Source organism: Bacillus sp. FSL R5-0576, assembly GCF_038004765.1.
Taxonomy (GTDB): Bacteria; Bacillota; Bacilli; order Bacillales; family Bacillaceae; genus Bacillus; species Bacillus subtilis.
Genome location: NZ_JBBORU010000001.1, coordinates 2,429,242 through 2,443,927, shown reverse-complemented (window position 1 = coordinate 2,443,927; position 14,686 = coordinate 2,429,242). Strand labels below are relative to the sequence as shown.

Genomic DNA, 14,686 nt, shown 5'->3' with positions numbered 1-14,686 from the left:
CAGTTAACATGTCGATAAAGCAGGGGGGATTAAAGTGTGTCAAAGATAGTGTCGTCCCATGGCGGCTCTACAAAAAACTGAATATTCATGTAGTCCGTCATAGTTGATATCTGATTTTGAGATGTCTTGCATCTTAATATTGAATGATATATAGGAGAACATCATGTAAAATAAAGCTTAGAAGAATACATCACATTCAAGAGTAAAAAAATCTATAAGACGTACAGATCAATATTCGGTTTTACAGTTAGATATTAAGGCTGAAACGGAGGAACATGAGATGCGAAGTGAGCAGGAAATGATGGACATTTTTTTGGACTTTGCTTTGAACGATGAGAGAATCCGATTGGTCACTTTGGAAGGGTCACGTACAAACAGAAATATCCCTCCTGACAACTTCCAAGATTATGACATCTCGTATTTTGTAACTGATGTAGAATCTTTTAAAGAAAATGATCAGTGGCTCGAAATCTTTGGGAAGCGCATTATGATGCAAAAACCAGAAGATATGGAGCTTTTTCCTCCCGAATTAGGTAATTGGTTTTCATACATTATTCTTTTTGAGGATGGCAACAAATTAGATCTAACCCTTATTCCAATTCGTGAAGCAGAAGATTATTTTGCTAATAACGATGGTTTGGTTAAGGTATTGCTCGATAAGGATTCGTTCATCAACTATAAAGTGACCCCAAATGATCGCCAATACTGGATGAAAAAGCCGACTGCAAGGGAATTTGATGATTGCTGTAATGAGTTCTGGATGGTTTCGACTTACGTAGTAAAAGGATTAGCAAGAAATGAAATCCTTTTTGCCATTGACCATTTAAATGAAATTGTACGTCCTAATTTATTGAGAATGATGGCCTGGCATATCGCATCTCAGAAAGGGTATTCATTTAGTATGGGGAAGAACTATAAATTTATGAAACGGTACCTTTCAAATAAAGAATGGGAGGAACTCATGTCTACATATTCTGTGAATGGTTATCAGGAAATGTGGAAGTCTTTATTTACTTGCTATGCATTATTTAGAAAGTATTCAAAAGCTGTATCAGAAAGTCTTGCATATAAGTATCCTGATTACGATGAAGGCATCACTAAGTATACGGAAGGTATTTATTGCTCAGTAAAGTGATAAGAATATAGGATTGTCTTCATATGATATTTGATTCTCGCTGACAATGGAGACCAAGGAGTCACCATGTTTGTAAAAAGATGCGTAAATCGTTATGTTTAAGAATGTCTACGCATTTTACTATGATTATTCTTGTCCAAAATTTTTGTTCTTTTTAACGAAACGAGGCATTATAATTAACCTATAGGCACATTGAAAAAACAAAAGAATAAAAAGGAGGATTTTTGTGTTTCAAACCTTAGACCATTTTTTGAAATCTTGGGAGTTCGAAGCAGATGCTACACAGAAACTATTAAATAGTCTAACTGATGAATCACTTAAACAAGAAATAACTTCACAAAATTGGACTCTAGGCCGTATTGCTTGGCATACTGTTGCTGCCATTCGCATCATTACCTCAAACACAGACTTAACGTTCCATGCACCAGCTGAAGATTATCCTGTTCCAACTTCGGCTCAGTTTATAGCTGACAGCTATCATCAAGCCAGTAATGCATTTGTACAGGCATTAAAAACCCAATGGACTGACCATACACTTCAAGAACGTATCAACTTTATCGGACAACAATTGCCTAACGGTTCACTTTTGATGTTTTTGATTCAACATCAAAATCACCATCGGGGACAAATGACTGTTCTTATGAGACAAGCAGGTTTAACTGTTCCAGGTATTTATGGTCCAGCAAAAGAAGAATGGGTAAAATTTGGTTTGGAAGCCCCGAAAATGTAATCAACCTTTTTATAAAAAAGTTACGCTATGACAACATATAAGAAGATGTTTTGATCTATCTTTTTTCAAAACATCTTCTTTTTTTGTTCGTTTACCAATGATAAGAACATATTCGAATCATTTTTATTCCAAACACTTCAAATGACAACGTTCTTCCGATTTATTGTTGGCCTATTCCCAACGATGTAGGTATAATTTTTAATGCTGTCAAATCTTCAATACACATATCTATAGATTCCTCTCTAACAAAACCCCCACTTTTTTCTGCCATCACTCGAGGTGGGGAAGGCATTTCATTCTTCAACCGCCATTCGACTACTCCTACGTATGCATTTGCAACAAATTCGATCTATGGTTCAGAAATTCCAATGAAACATTCAGGTGTTGCTCAATTTGGACTAGAAGCAGCTGCGCCAAAAGGAAGCCTATTGGAAGAGTCTAGCTAATTTGCAACAAATGGATATAAGAGGGGAACGTCTTCTCAAAAGGGAAGGCAATTTATTACTGTAATTCATACAATGAGTAAAGCCTCCAAGGTATATTCTTTACTTCGTTCGACAAATTCTGCAAATTGTAGACAACTTCCTGATTATTTGGATAATTAACTGGATAGGAGGGGAAAAGTTGTCATATTTCATTATACTTATCATCGTTCTATTAATCGGAGCATTGGTAACAGCAGCAGTCGGTATCATCTCTTCAAAAGTAGAGGTAATCTCGCCGAAAACTACAAAAGAATCTAAAGAGGAAGAACAGAAAAGTTTTTATACGCTGAAATAAAGCAGAGAAAGAGCATCTCCTGCGGGGGTGTTTTTTATAGAGGAGTTGAAAAAACTGAATCAGACTAATTTACTTTTAAGATTCACCCTTGAAATTGCTGCACTAATCTCCTTAGGGGTGTTTGCTTGGATAAGCTTTAATGGTTATTTTAAATATGTTTTAACTTTGGTTTTACCTATTGCAGTTATGATTGTCTGGTCTGTATTTGCAGTACCTCATGATCCTAGTCGAAGCGGACAAACTGTAATAGCTGTAAACGGGGTAACAAGGTTAGTTATTGAATTATTGATCTTTGCAATGGCTGTTGCAGCGCTTTATTTTAGTCATTTAAAACCAGTTGGTATTGTCTTTTTATGTCTAATAATACTCCACTACATCTTTTCAGCTGAGCGTATCAAATGGCTTCTAAATCAATAGTTTTTCATTTCGGCACTCGTTATTTGAGTGCTTTTTATCATTCTCTGTAGATTCAGATTCTCAGATTATTGAAGGTTAACGGCTTGGGCACAGTTGCAGTTTAGAACGCATTTTCCAATAAAGAAGGCGCTCATTTGAAATTCATCATTAAACAATTGTACAAAAGTAAAATTTGTATTTAGAATGTAGTAATAAATAGAAATTCTACGTAGGAGGGTATCTTGTGGAAGAAAAGAAAGCTTTAATCATTGTGGATGTACAAAAAGCCTTCGATGATAAAAAATGGGGGGAACGGAATAACGTAAAGGCGGAAGAAAACATTAGTAAAATACTAAAATTATGGAGAGAAAAAGGATGGACAGTCATATACATACAACACACTTCTGATAAACCTCATTCTTTATTCCATCCAAAGAATGAAGGGTTTGCGATAAAGGAAATAGTTAAGCCTATGGATGAAGAAGTCATTATAACCAAGACAGTAAATAGCAGCTTTATTGGTACGAATTTAGAAGAATTCTTAAAATTAAATGAAATAACCACTGTAGTCATAACTGGTTTAACCACGCCTCACTGTGTATCAACCACCACAAGAATGAGTGGTAATTTAGGGTTTGATACATACCTGATTTCAGATGCAACAGCAGCCTTCGGAATGAGAGACCAAAATGATACATATTATGATGCGGCGACTATTCATAATATATCTCTAGCTACATTGCATGATGAATTTGCCACAATATTGACAACTGATCAATTAATAAATGATTTTATAAAAACTCACTGATGAAAAACATTTTGGCACAGTAAAACGGCAGGCGTCTTTCCAATAGGAAGGGCGCTTTAATTCGATTTCATGCTTTACTTGCTCAATAGAACTATTAACCACAGGCAGCACCTCGGCTGAAATCTCAATTTCTTTCCAAACCGCACTTCCACATAACAAAGGCACCCATGCCTGCCCTTCGCCTTTGTTGTGTCATTGAAAACGTGATTCATTAAGTTATATGGGACGGCTGAGACAATTAAACCCCTTCTGTAGAAGAAGGGGAGAGGTACATTCAGTTACCTCATTTTAGGTCCATTTTTACAGTCTTTTTATGATGGTTTCAGCTGATGAAACAAAATAAAGCCTTACTGATTTAAGAATCAAACTCCTTTGTGGATCAAAACGCTAGTGTATTATATTTCGAGATGTTTAATTAATTTAGCTGGATTGCCCCCAACTATAACATTATCTGGCACATTTTTAGTAACAACAGCACCAGCAGCAATAACCACATTGTTACCTATCGTAACTCCTGGATTAATGACTGAGCTTCCTCCGATCCATACATTATTTCCAAAAGTAATGGGTTTTCCATATTCTAACCCTGAATTGCGTTCGGTTGGATGAAGAGGGTGTGTTGCCGTATAGATTTGTACACTAGGGCCAAGCATACAATTGTCACCAAATCGCACTTCACATACATCTAAAATTGTACAATCAAAATTTGCGAAAAAGTTATCACCTACATAAGTGTTATACCCATAGTCGAACCTAATATTGGGTTCCATATATACGTTTTCTCCAGATGAACCAAGTAACTTTTTCAATAAATTAACCCGTTTAACTATTTCAGTTTCTGTAGTTTGATTGTAAATTCTAACAAGTTGTCTTGCTGTTTGTCTGTCTTTTGCTAACTCGGAGTCCGACGGATCATATAAATCTCCGGCTAACATTTTCTCTTTTTCTTTTATCATTAATATCACCCTTGTTATGTTTAAAAGTTGGTACTTGCAAGAGATAGTAATATGAATGGATTATTTCTAAGTTCTTATTTCTCTTGGATTTCCTTCCTAGCAGAAATAAAGTTCAGTATATGCTGTCTGCCCGGTGCAGCGTGAATTGCTCCTTTTACAGAAGCAGTGAGAGCCCCGCTTGCATTTGCAAACGTGAGCAAGCGTCGGTGATGTTTACTTATTTGTTCGCATAGCGTCTCCTTTGATATGCCGATTGACATCAATTCAGATAAAAAACCGCCGATAAAGGCATCACCCGCACCGGTTGTATCCGAAACAGCGACTTTAAACCCTTTATGTTTGTGCGACTCGCCATTTTTTAAATAAATCGCCGCACCGTTGTTACCTTTTGTCAGAACAACGACGTTAACAAGTCCGGTGAAAAGCGATGTGACCGCTTCTTGTTCGTTATCAATGTTTGTGATAAACTGCAGCTCCTCATTAGACACTTTTACGATATCCGCAAGAGGCAGAAACCTCTGAATCGTTTCACGGCAGCTTGCCTCATCAGGCCATAAAGGAAGCCTGATATTGGGGTCAAAGCTTATGATTCCACCTATTCTTTGAAAGTCCTCAATAACTTTGATATGGGCTTGTTTCATTGGACTGTCAACTAAATCGATTGAACAAAAGTGAAGCATATCTCCTTGATTAAACCTTTCTGACATCAATTCATCCGGTGAAAGCAGCAAATCGGCGGCATTTTTTCGATAAAAATGGAAACTCCTTTCCCCAGACTTGTCTACAGATACAAATGCCAATCCGGTTTCACCTTCATCGCTTTGAATAATATAAGAGGTATCTACGCCATTTTCTTTAAGTACGCCAACTATATAATCCCCGAAATGATCGTTAGCAATCTTCGTCAGCATGACGGCATGCGCGCCGTATTTTGCAGCTGCGATTGCCGCATTCATTGGCGCACCGCCGGCAACGCGCTCAAAGGTAGTGACATCTTGTAAAGCCTTTTCTTTTTGGACTGGAATGAAATCAACCAGTGTTTCACCGATGCAAAATATTTTTTTCAAGTGATTCATCTTCCTTCCAGATGTCTTTTAAAGTCCAATAAGTGAATTCCTCAACCCTTACAACGCCTTTCTCAGAAAAAAGCTCAATTCCCAATCGATTTTTTTTCGGATAAATGCGGCTAGTCATCGTTATTTCTCCATGGTTTGCGAATACTTCTATCGAGGATCTGTCAATAAATATACGCAGTGTCAGCTTTCCATTTGCTTCTAGCGGCGCATTTCTCACACTGTCTCGCGATTTCCCCATTTTAGAACAATCGAGTGAGAGCTTTTGATCAGTTATGCTGTATTTGATAGCTGTTTCTTCTTCTTCAAGGCCGCGAATCTTCAAACCTACTGATTCGGCACTGCAATCTCTTAAGTCATATACGACTTGAATTTCAAGAAGCTCTTCGTCTGTTTTTGCCAGGTAACCCCCTGAAATCAACTGATTAGCACAATCCAGATGTTTTGATTTTCGCAACAACTTAGTTTCTTCCACAGGATTCATTAAAATTTTATGATCCTTCCGCAATGTTAATTCTCTCGGCAATGTCAAAGCACCGCACCATCCATCGGCTTTTGTCGGCATCTCAGACTCCCACATATCCATCCAGCCTATGGCAATTCTGCGTCCTTTATCGTCTAATAACGTTTGTACAGCATAAAAGTCATGGCCGTAATCCAGCTCTGTAAAAGCACCGTACACAAATTCGTTTGTTTCATCATCATATTCTCCAATTAAATAACCGGTTTGATGTAAATTCTTATATAAATCACCGTCTGCTTCAATGCCTTGAGGAGAAATCAGCAAGACATGTTTGTCGCCCAATTTGAAGAAGTCAGGACATTCCCACATATAGCCGAGATTTCCATCACTTTGGGCAAGAACACCTTTGTATTCCCAATCTCGCAAATTAGGCGAGCGGTATAAAATAACTCGCCCGACGTTTTCTTTCGTTGAATTACCGACTACCATATACCAGCTGTCCCGATGCTTCCATACTTTAGGATCGCGGAAATGGCGGGAGCTGTCTTCCGGCGGTTTCGCAATGACAGGGTTTTCCTGAAGCTTTTCAAACACGATCCCATCTTGACTGACAGCGATATTTTGATTTTGATAGAAAATGTCCTTCTCTTGATCTATCACATTATGCCCTGTATAAATTAAAGCAAGTTTTCCATTATAATCTACCGCGCTTCCTGAGAAACAGCCGCTTTTATCAAAAGAGTCACCAGGGGCTAAAGCGACCGGGAGATGTTCCCAATGAATGAGATCTTTGCTTTTTACATGGCCCCAATGCATTTGTGCCCAATTCTCATCATACGGATGATGCTGATAAAAGACATGGTATTCTCTTTTATAGTGAATAAGCCCGTTTGGGTCATTTATCCAGTTTGCCCGAGGCATAATATGGTACCCTAATCGATAACGAGTGTTCATCTTTTCCTCCGCTTTCTTCAAAGCTTCCTCTGCCTGTTGGATTCTATCCATTCGTGACATCCTCTCTATATCTGTTTTTTCGAAAAGGCTGAGTATACGCAACACCTTTCTTCGAATCTAATAAAGTGAAAATTGAAATAATTGTGAAGCACAAAGCCAGGGTTCCCATGAAAAGATAAGTGTGACGGAAACCTATACTATCGTATAAACCTCCCGCAATCGGGGAGAAAATCGATGTACCAACTTGAGATGCAAATTGAAAGCCGACAAGGTAAAGAACTGATGAAAGACGTGTATCAAAATTCGCGGCTAAATATTTGAAAATCGCAATCAGCATGATTGGCAATTCTAAAGCATGAATAAGTTTCATCGATGAAATTCCAAACGGTCCGATGACAATTCCAGACCCAATAATACGGAAAGACATCAAAAATCCCGCGAGAATCAAGCTTTTTTTAGGACCGAGTCTATTAACAATAAAGGGGGCTAAAAACAACATGCCCGCTTCAATAAATACTTGAAATGAGTTTAAATATCCAAATATTTGATTCCCCATAGCTGAAGTGGGAAATAAAGAAGCGTAGTAAATCGGGAATTGCTGATCATAGACGCCGTACACACATGTCACTCCGATTACGTACAACATTAAAAACCAAAAGTCTTTTAATAGAAAAAGTCCTCCTACGTCTTTTAATCGGATCGAATCCGCTCTTTCCTTATCATAATCTGTCATCTCAATTTTTATGGACATAATAATGGCCACCAATATGACTGCTGAAAGGGAGGCAATCCAGAAATTGATATTCGGATTGATATTGAACAGCTGTCCTGCAAAAAAAGTTGCTGCCGCCCAGCCAAGTGAACCCCACATCCTTGTCTTGCCGTATTCGAACTGATATTTTCGGCTGACCTTTTCAATATAGGTTTCAATAGCGCCAACTCCCGCAAGAAAAGCAGTTCCTAAATAAATACCACCGACAATGGCGCCGAGGAAGACATCATATTGTAAAAGCGGCCCGTAGATAAAGATATAAAACGGCCCGGTAAAAACAATAAGTATACTAATCATAAATAATATGTTTTTCTTCAGCCCAAGTTTATCAGAGATAAAGCCATATAAAGGCTGCATGCATAAAGTAAAGATAGCGTTTACAGAAAAGATAATCCCAGTCGCCGATCCATTCAATTTGACTTCCTGTCCCAACCAAATCGCAAACAAAGAGTAGCTGGAAGACCATGTGAAAAAGAAAAAGAAAAGATAAGCGCTCAGTTTCCAATACAGACTTTTTGAGCCTTTCATTTCTACAGCTCCTTTAACCCAACATTGATATCTATTTAATACCTGTTCCTGAACCGCTAAGACCTTCCAAAATGTAGCGCTGAGCCACAATATAAATTAAAATCAATGGGATGGTGGAAATCGTCAAGACAGCCATAACTTGATTTGTGTAGACAGGCTCTGTGCTGTTGATAGCTGTAATCGCAACTTGAATCGGAAATTTCGACTTATCCGTCAAAACCATTAGCGGCCAAATATAATCATTCCAGCTGCCGATAAAGGCTAAGGTTCCGACAGTTGCTACAGCTGGTTTAGACATCGGTATCATAATCCGCCAGAAGATTTGCCATGTATTTGCCCCGTCAAGCTTGGCCGATTCAATCATTTCCTCCGGAATTGCCATGAAAAAGTTTCGGAACAGATAAATATTGAATGCCCCCGCTAATGCCGGCAAAATAACGGCAAGGCGTGTATCGACCAGACCGATTTTATGAATAATTGTAAACTGTGAGATTAAAATCGTTTCAAACGGCACAATTAAAAGCGCCAACAAAATGCCAAAGAGCATCTTTTTCCCTGAAAATTGCAGCTTGGCGAATGCAAACCCTGCCATTCCGTTAATCACAACAGATCCAACTGCTACGCACAAACCATAAAAAAGACTGTTACCAATATACATAAGCAAATCAAACCGAGTCAGCACTTCCCTATAGGACGAAAACCATTCTGCCAGATGAAGAGAGGGCAGAAACGCTTTAAAGCTGTTCATATTATTGTAAATTTCCGCTTCCGGTTTCATGGAAGATGCAATCATCCAAATTAGCGGAAAGATAAATAGAACGGCCAGCAAAGCAAGACACGTATACTCCAGAATTGTCAAAGGCCCGAACTTACGTCTCAATGGTCTTCATCCTCCTTAACCAGCTTGCGTTGTGCGAGTGTCACCAATCCAATAATCGTTCCAAACAAGAGCGCGATCGAGCTTGCATATCCGACCATCCGATCGGTAAATCCAGTTTGATAAATATAATAGACAACGGTCATCGTTGAATTGACTGGTCCGCCCTGGGTCATGACCATGGGCTGAACAAGGAGTTTAAACGCGCTGATCAGCGTTGTGATAAAGATAAAAACAGATGTCGGTTTTAACAATGGTAATGTAATGTAAATAAAACGCTGCCATTTATTCATACCATCTAATTGTGCCGCCTCGTAGACATCCTCGGGAATGTTTTGCAAACCAGCTAAAAAAATGAGCATCTGAAAACCTGCTCCCTGCCAAGCGGAAACGACAACGATCGTAAAGATTGCTTGCTTAGGGCTCGTCAAGAAAGGCTGTGGTGATAGACCGAAGTGCGCCAATATATTATTTATCATACCTTCATTCGGATTCAGCAAGTACATCCACAAAACGGAGATGACAACCAGTGACATGACGACAGGACTAAAGTATGCGACTTTGAAAAATGCGTTGGCTTTGCGCTTTTTATTCAATAGGAGGGCAAGCCCAAGTGCTGCCCCGATCTGTAACGGTATCAATAAGACAACAAATTTTATGGTGTTGCCCAAACTTTTTAAGAATATTGGGTCCTGAAAAAGTTTGATGAAATTATCAAAGCCAATAAACTTACGCAAATCAGGCGTCAACAAATAGTAATCTGTAAATGCGTAGTACACAGCCATGATAGAAGGAATCACAAGAAACATTAATAAAATAAGCAACGCCGGTCCTAAGAACATATATGCGACTGCGTTTTCCCGCCAGCGTATTTTATTCACTGTCTTTCTTTCTATTGGCAAGGCCGGTCTAGTCTCTTTCAATATTGTTTTATTCATGGCGTCCACCTGCTAGTTTGCCTTATCGATGGCAGATTGCATTTCTTTTACACGTGTATCCAGCACTTTTTGAATATCCTGATTTTGATCATAAAAGCTAATATCATCGATTGTTTGTTGAAATGCTCGAGTTACCTGCGGATATGCCGGTGTCACCGGACGTGCATGGCCTGTTTCTTTCAGTTGCTGCATAAAGACATTCATCTCATCAGAAAATTCTTTTGTCAGCACTTTCTCTGAAGAATAACGTACAGGCAGGGCGGCGATTGATCGGCTCAATTCGATATTGGATTCCTTATTAGTCATCCAATCTACTAATTTTGCTGCCCATTCTTTATTTTCAGACGCTTGTGTCATTGCGAACTGCCAGCTTCCCGAAGGAGAGACGAGCTTTTTGGTTTTTGGCGATACAGGATACGGCATTACTCCATAATCGACGTTGGGAAAGTTTGTTTTCAGATCGGTTATTGTCCACACGCCGCTCATCTTCATCGGGTATTTCTCCGTTTCAAACGCTTGTTTGACAGGGGTGCGTGTTGTGTAGCCCTCTTTAAGCATCGTTTGTATAAACGTCATCGCTTCAACTGTTGGTTTTTTGTTAAAGACGCCATCCGCTTTCTTCCCGTTTTCTGAAAGAATATCCCCACCAGCTGACCAAACAAACGGTAAGAGCGCATAAGACAATATTTCGTCTTTTGACTGTAATTGCATATCGATGGCTGGTTTATCGTATTTATTTTTCAGCTTTTCGCAAAGCTCAAGAAATTCTTTCCATGTCCAAGGATCTTTCACTGTTGGCAGCGTTTTCAAATCAACCCCGGCATCCTTAAGCATTTTTTTGTTATAGTAGATGCCGACCGACGATTCACTGACGCCGATGGCATACAGTTTCCCTTGGTAGGTGCCTTGCTGCTTAATACTTGGCAATAAATCATCCTGGTCTTTAATAAACTCATCCAAAGGTGCAATAACGCCAGATTTCGCATAAGCCGCAGTATTTGGTCCGTCCAAAGTGATGACATCAGGCAGGGTGTTCGTTGTTAGTGCCGCATTCACTTTGTCTTCATAACCTCCACCGTTGCCGCTTCGGGGAATGAATTCAATTTTCGCCTCGACATTTTCTGAAGCGTACTTTTTATTAAAAGCATCCACCCGCTTTTGATAAACCTTTCCTTCCTCATTATCATCCGATACGTGCACCCACATTGTAACCGTTTTCTTTCCGCTGCTATTTGCGCTTTCGCTTTTGTTACAACCCCAGACTGCAAACATGAGCAGCAACGACAAACTTCCTAACATCAACCTTTTCATATTCATTAATTTCCCTCCTTTTGCACAAAAATGTAAAAGCGCTTTCAAGAAGAATTGTATGTCAACCGGTTTCATATGTCAACCGGTTGACATAAATTTATGCATAATTCTAAATTTAAAGAACGAACTTGAGTATATACTACGAACTATGGAAAATCCTTGCACATGTCAGGCTGATTCTCTAAAATAAGTGCGTGACGAGAATTGTAAGCCATTTCAGTAAAAGCAGGGGGAAAGGGAATGAAGCCTAGCATTCACGATGTTGCAAAATTAGCGGGAGTTTCATCTACAACCGTTTCGAGGGTATTAAATAATCGCGGCTATATAAGCGAAAAAACAAAAGATAAAGTTTACAAGGCGATGGAAGAAATCAATTACTTTCCAAATGATTTGGCCCGTTCTTTATTTCGAAAGCGCACCAATTTAATAGGGCTTATCATTCCAAACTCCAGCAATCCGTTTTTCGGCGAACTCGCCTTTTATATTGAAAGCATCTGCACGTCCATGGGCTATAAACTGCTGCTTTGCAACAGTTTAAATCGAATAGATAAAGAAGAAAAATATCTCGAAATGCTGATCAGAAATCAAGTGGATGGCGTCATCGCCGTCACTTACAACAGGGGAATACTCAATTATCACCAGCAAAATCTGCCGATTGTCGCAATTGACCATTACTTATCGGAAACAGTTCCTGTCGTCGGCTCAGACAACTTTGACGGAGGCAAAAAGGCAGCAGAACTATTGATAAAAAAGGACTGTCAGCACATCATTCACATCAATGGGCCGATTGAACTTGAAACGCCTGCAAATCTCAGGAGAAAAGCATATGAAGATGTGATGCGTGAACACGGAAGACAGCCTATTACATATGAAGTGTCATTTCATGATAACTACAGGAACATTATTTCAAAACTATTTGATGAACAGCCTGCAGTTGACGGGATTTTTGCCAGTGATGATATCATAGCTGCAGGAGTCATTACGGAAGCCAAAAAACGCGGAAAAGACATTCCAGGTCAATTAAAAGTGATTGGTTATGACGGTACAGAAACCATTCAGGCTATTCTGCCAGAATTGACTACTATTCAACAGCCGATCGAATTAATTTCCAAAACGGCCATTGAGATTTTAGAAAAACAAATTGAAGGCGAATTTGATGATTTACCACTTGAAACATATTTGCCCATACAGCTTTCCGAAGGTGGGACGACGTAATAAACATGTTAGAAGAGTTCCATGGAGTTAGTTAGATGATCTGTTTTTATAGATGGCCTTTTAACGCTTCTAATTGATTTGCTTGTTCTACATTTGATACGCATAAAATGAGAAACAAGATTTGATTTTGAATTTTGAACCAAAATTATTCTCTTGTTAAAAATTTGTTATAAGGTTTGAGAAAGATTATTTGCAGAGGATCTATTTCAAAAAGAAAACATACCAAATGATATTGGTATGTTTTTATTTATATGTTGATTCTCTTAAAGGTATCCAAACATGCCACCAATGCCATGTGCGTGTAGCTACCCGAGCTAACTATATCTAATAGATTCGAGAACTGGTTTGTTTTCGCGATTCGCTTTTTCATTACTTCTTTCCCAGCGGGACCAAATTCACAAGGGTATATGCATGTGAAATAACACAGGACCTCTCTGCGCAATCTATTGGATTTACACAAAGTCTCCTTCTTTACATGCTAATCTTCAAATTTTAATAACAATTGATGAATGTTATTAGAGATACAAGTAGGTGTTTTTATCATCCCATTGTTAATCCATTCTTCTATAATTCCTACCACACCTGAAACGATAAATGTTGTTTCAAATTTCTCAATTTCGGTAATTGATTTTGCTGATTGTATCATGCTCAATTCCTCAATCATTTTTGTTTTGAAAAACTCTTTTAGTTTGTTGATTGAAAGGACATTCATTTTTGGTTTTGTTAACAATGTGAAAATTTCGACGTTTTGGTATATGTATTCTGTCGTTTTTTCTATAAAGGTCAGTATGTTCAGTGGATCATCACTTGGAAAAGATGCATCATAAATGCTTCCTAGCTGTTGAAATATTTCGTCTTCGATCTGTTCATACAAGTCAAAAACGTCTTTGTAGTGAAGATAAAAGGTGCCTCGGCCTATATCGGCTTCTTTAGATAATTCGGAAACAGTTATTTTGTTGATTTCTTTTTCCTGAAGCAACTTTAAAAAGGCATGTTTTATTGCACTTTTTGTCTTGATTGATCGTCTGTCCCCCATAGCGTCCTCCGTTAATATACAATTTATCATGTATTGTTCATTAATGAACATGTACAGCTAAATTGCAGATTGATACTCAAATTTTCTTACCATTATAATGAACATGTGTTCATGAGTCAAAAAATGGTTTAGTGGAAAAGGAGGTGCATCAATGTTTCTTTATCGACAAGCAAGAGCAGATGAAGTAAGCAAAGTGGCAAAGCTATTCCATGAATCTTTCAATCAATATCCTTTTATGGATTTACTCGTCAAACGCGAAAAAAAAGATCGTTCATTTATTTTTGAAATGCATAAAGTACTAACAAAAGCATATTTTAAAAAGCATTTCTGTTTTGTTGGTATTCAGAATGGTGAAATTGTTGTTGCCGCTCTATTAAAACATCGTGATAAACCTGACATTAGCTTGATCGATTATATAGCAGCAGGTGGAATAAAATTAATCAAAATAGGGGGATTTTCAGTATTGAACATGTTAAAGGTGGCTAATGAGGCTAAAACATCTTACAAATCCTTAAAAGAGCCGGCATGGTATTTAGAAGTATTAGGAGTTTCGCCATCTTATCAGAGAAAGAGTTTGGGCAGCAAAATGATTAATGACTGTCTCATCCCTTTTATTTCAAAATGCGGGGGCGGCATCTTGGCCCTTATCACGAATACTGACCTCAATAGATCATTTTACAAAACGTACTGATTTTATATTTAAAGATTATCATA

15 protein-coding genes and 2 pseudogenes are annotated in these 14,686 nt (G+C 38.3%); 7 read left to right on the top strand and 10 right to left on the bottom strand.

Annotated features, from left to right (window positions below; translation table 11 throughout):
* The first annotated feature begins 280 nt into the window (after positions 1-280).
* On the top strand, positions 281-1,135 hold the full coding sequence (aadK, locus tag NX903_RS12600) for an aminoglycoside 6-adenylyltransferase AadK (protein ID WP_046381214.1): 855 nt from the start codon (positions 281-283) through the stop codon (positions 1,133-1,135).
* 226 nt (positions 1,136-1,361) lie between these two features.
* Positions 1,362-1,865 carry a DinB family protein gene (locus tag NX903_RS12595; protein WP_086344116.1) on the top strand — a complete coding sequence of 168 codons (504 nt, stop codon included), beginning with the start codon at positions 1,362-1,364 and terminating at the stop codon, positions 1,863-1,865.
* Positions 1,866-2,093: 228 nt separating this feature from the next.
* On the opposite strand, the pseudogene NX903_RS20990 reads toward NX903_RS12595, so the two are convergent.
* Positions 2,094-2,214, bottom strand: a pseudogene (locus NX903_RS20990) (TetR-like C-terminal domain-containing protein); the annotation flags it as partial.
* 275 nt (positions 2,215-2,489) lie between these two features.
* Between NX903_RS20990 and NX903_RS12585 the strand changes: the two are divergent.
* The 3 genes from NX903_RS12585 to NX903_RS12575 all read left to right on the top strand — a co-directional run bounded on the left by NX903_RS12585 (position 2,490) and on the right by NX903_RS12575 (position 3,849).
* Positions 2,490-2,645, top strand: coding sequence for a hypothetical protein (locus tag NX903_RS12585; RefSeq protein WP_172401335.1), 156 nt, complete (start codon positions 2,490-2,492; stop codon positions 2,643-2,645).
* Positions 2,646-2,690: 45 nt separating this feature from the next.
* The gene (locus NX903_RS12580) at positions 2,691-3,062 is read left to right on the top strand and encodes a YrdB family protein (protein ID WP_086344617.1); all 372 of its coding nucleotides are present in this window, start codon (positions 2,691-2,693) and stop codon (positions 3,060-3,062) included.
* Positions 3,063-3,285: 223 nt separating this feature from the next.
* Complete coding sequence (locus tag NX903_RS12575; protein WP_015251614.1) at positions 3,286-3,849, top strand: cysteine hydrolase family protein; 564 nt, start codon at positions 3,286-3,288, stop codon at positions 3,847-3,849.
* A gap of 60 nt (positions 3,850-3,909) precedes the next feature.
* On the opposite strand, the pseudogene NX903_RS12570 reads toward NX903_RS12575, so the two are convergent.
* From NX903_RS12570 to NX903_RS12535, 8 genes and pseudogenes are all read right to left on the bottom strand, one after another.
* A pseudogene (locus tag NX903_RS12570) lies at positions 3,910-4,035 on the bottom strand (baseplate J/gp47 family protein); the annotation flags it as partial.
* 209 nt (positions 4,036-4,244) lie between these two features.
* Positions 4,245-4,805: a sugar O-acetyltransferase gene (locus tag NX903_RS12565; protein WP_130572615.1), complete on the bottom strand. Its 561-nt coding sequence runs from the start codon at positions 4,803-4,805 to the stop codon at positions 4,245-4,247.
* Between the two features lie 74 nt (positions 4,806-4,879).
* Positions 4,880-5,872 carry a carbohydrate kinase family protein gene (locus NX903_RS12560; RefSeq protein ID WP_209271302.1) on the bottom strand — a complete coding sequence of 331 codons (993 nt, stop codon included), beginning with the start codon at positions 5,870-5,872 and terminating at the stop codon, positions 4,880-4,882.
* Positions 5,847-7,346, bottom strand: coding sequence for a glycoside hydrolase family 32 protein (locus NX903_RS12555; protein WP_144486718.1), 1,500 nt, complete (start codon positions 7,344-7,346; stop codon positions 5,847-5,849). Before NX903_RS12555 ends, NX903_RS12560 begins: the two co-directional genes overlap by 26 nt.
* On the bottom strand, positions 7,339-8,595 hold the full coding sequence (locus tag NX903_RS12550; protein WP_130572612.1) for an MFS transporter: 1,257 nt from the start codon (positions 8,593-8,595) through the stop codon (positions 7,339-7,341). Before NX903_RS12550 ends, NX903_RS12555 begins: the two co-directional genes overlap by 8 nt.
* Positions 8,596-8,626: 31 nt before the next feature.
* Positions 8,627-9,475, bottom strand: coding sequence for a carbohydrate ABC transporter permease (locus tag NX903_RS12545; protein ID WP_124058725.1), 849 nt, complete (start codon positions 9,473-9,475; stop codon positions 8,627-8,629).
* On the bottom strand, positions 9,472-10,410 hold the full coding sequence (locus NX903_RS12540; protein WP_101169747.1) for a carbohydrate ABC transporter permease: 939 nt from the start codon (positions 10,408-10,410) through the stop codon (positions 9,472-9,474). The genes NX903_RS12545 and NX903_RS12540 overlap by 4 nt, the downstream gene beginning before the upstream one ends.
* Before the next feature lie 12 nt (positions 10,411-10,422).
* Positions 10,423-11,727: an ABC transporter substrate-binding protein gene (locus NX903_RS12535; protein ID WP_234398222.1), complete on the bottom strand. Its 1,305-nt coding sequence runs from the start codon at positions 11,725-11,727 to the stop codon at positions 10,423-10,425.
* Positions 11,728-11,961: 234 nt separating this feature from the next.
* Between NX903_RS12535 and NX903_RS12530 the strand changes: the two genes are divergently transcribed.
* The gene (locus NX903_RS12530) at positions 11,962-12,936 is read left to right on the top strand and encodes a LacI family DNA-binding transcriptional regulator (protein WP_101169746.1); all 975 of its coding nucleotides are present in this window, start codon (positions 11,962-11,964) and stop codon (positions 12,934-12,936) included.
* A 478-nt stretch (positions 12,937-13,414) separates the two neighbouring features.
* Here the strand turns inward: NX903_RS12530 and NX903_RS12525 are convergent, their stop codons facing one another.
* A complete protein-coding gene (locus NX903_RS12525) occupies positions 13,415-13,972 on the bottom strand; it encodes a TetR/AcrR family transcriptional regulator (RefSeq protein ID WP_144486716.1) in 558 nt (185 codons plus the stop codon).
* 151 nt (positions 13,973-14,123) lie between these two features.
* On the opposite strand from NX903_RS12525, the gene NX903_RS12520 reads away from it, so the two are divergent.
* On the top strand, positions 14,124-14,663 hold the full coding sequence (locus NX903_RS12520) for a GNAT family N-acetyltransferase (protein ID WP_250635014.1): 540 nt from the start codon (positions 14,124-14,126) through the stop codon (positions 14,661-14,663).
* Positions 14,664-14,686: the final 23 nt, after the last annotated feature.

What these genes read in the sequence shown, in the direction of transcription:
- aadK (WP_046381214.1), top strand. Translation starts at nt 281, where the DNA reads ATGCGAAGTGAGCAGGAAATGATGGACATTTTTTTGGACTTTGCTTTG.
- NX903_RS12565 (WP_130572615.1), bottom strand. Translation starts at nt 4,805, where the DNA reads ATGATAAAAGAAAAAGAGAAAATGTTAGCCGGAGATTTATATGATCCG.
- NX903_RS12555 (WP_144486718.1), bottom strand. Translation starts at nt 7,346, where the DNA reads ATGGATAGAATCCAACAGGCAGAGGAAGCTTTGAAGAAAGCGGAGGAA.
- NX903_RS12550 (WP_130572612.1), bottom strand. Translation starts at nt 8,595, where the DNA reads ATGAAAGGCTCAAAAAGTCTGTATTGGAAACTGAGCGCTTATCTTTTC.
- NX903_RS12540 (WP_101169747.1), bottom strand. Translation starts at nt 10,410, where the DNA reads ATGAATAAAACAATATTGAAAGAGACTAGACCGGCCTTGCCAATAGAA.
- NX903_RS12535 (WP_234398222.1), bottom strand. Translation starts at nt 11,727, where the DNA reads ATGAATATGAAAAGGTTGATGTTAGGAAGTTTGTCGTTGCTGCTCATG.
- NX903_RS12530 (WP_101169746.1), top strand. Translation starts at nt 11,962, where the DNA reads ATGAAGCCTAGCATTCACGATGTTGCAAAATTAGCGGGAGTTTCATCT.
- NX903_RS12525 (WP_144486716.1), bottom strand. Translation starts at nt 13,972, where the DNA reads ATGGGGGACAGACGATCAATCAAGACAAAAAGTGCAATAAAACATGCC.
- NX903_RS12520 (WP_250635014.1), top strand. Translation starts at nt 14,124, where the DNA reads ATGTTTCTTTATCGACAAGCAAGAGCAGATGAAGTAAGCAAAGTGGCA.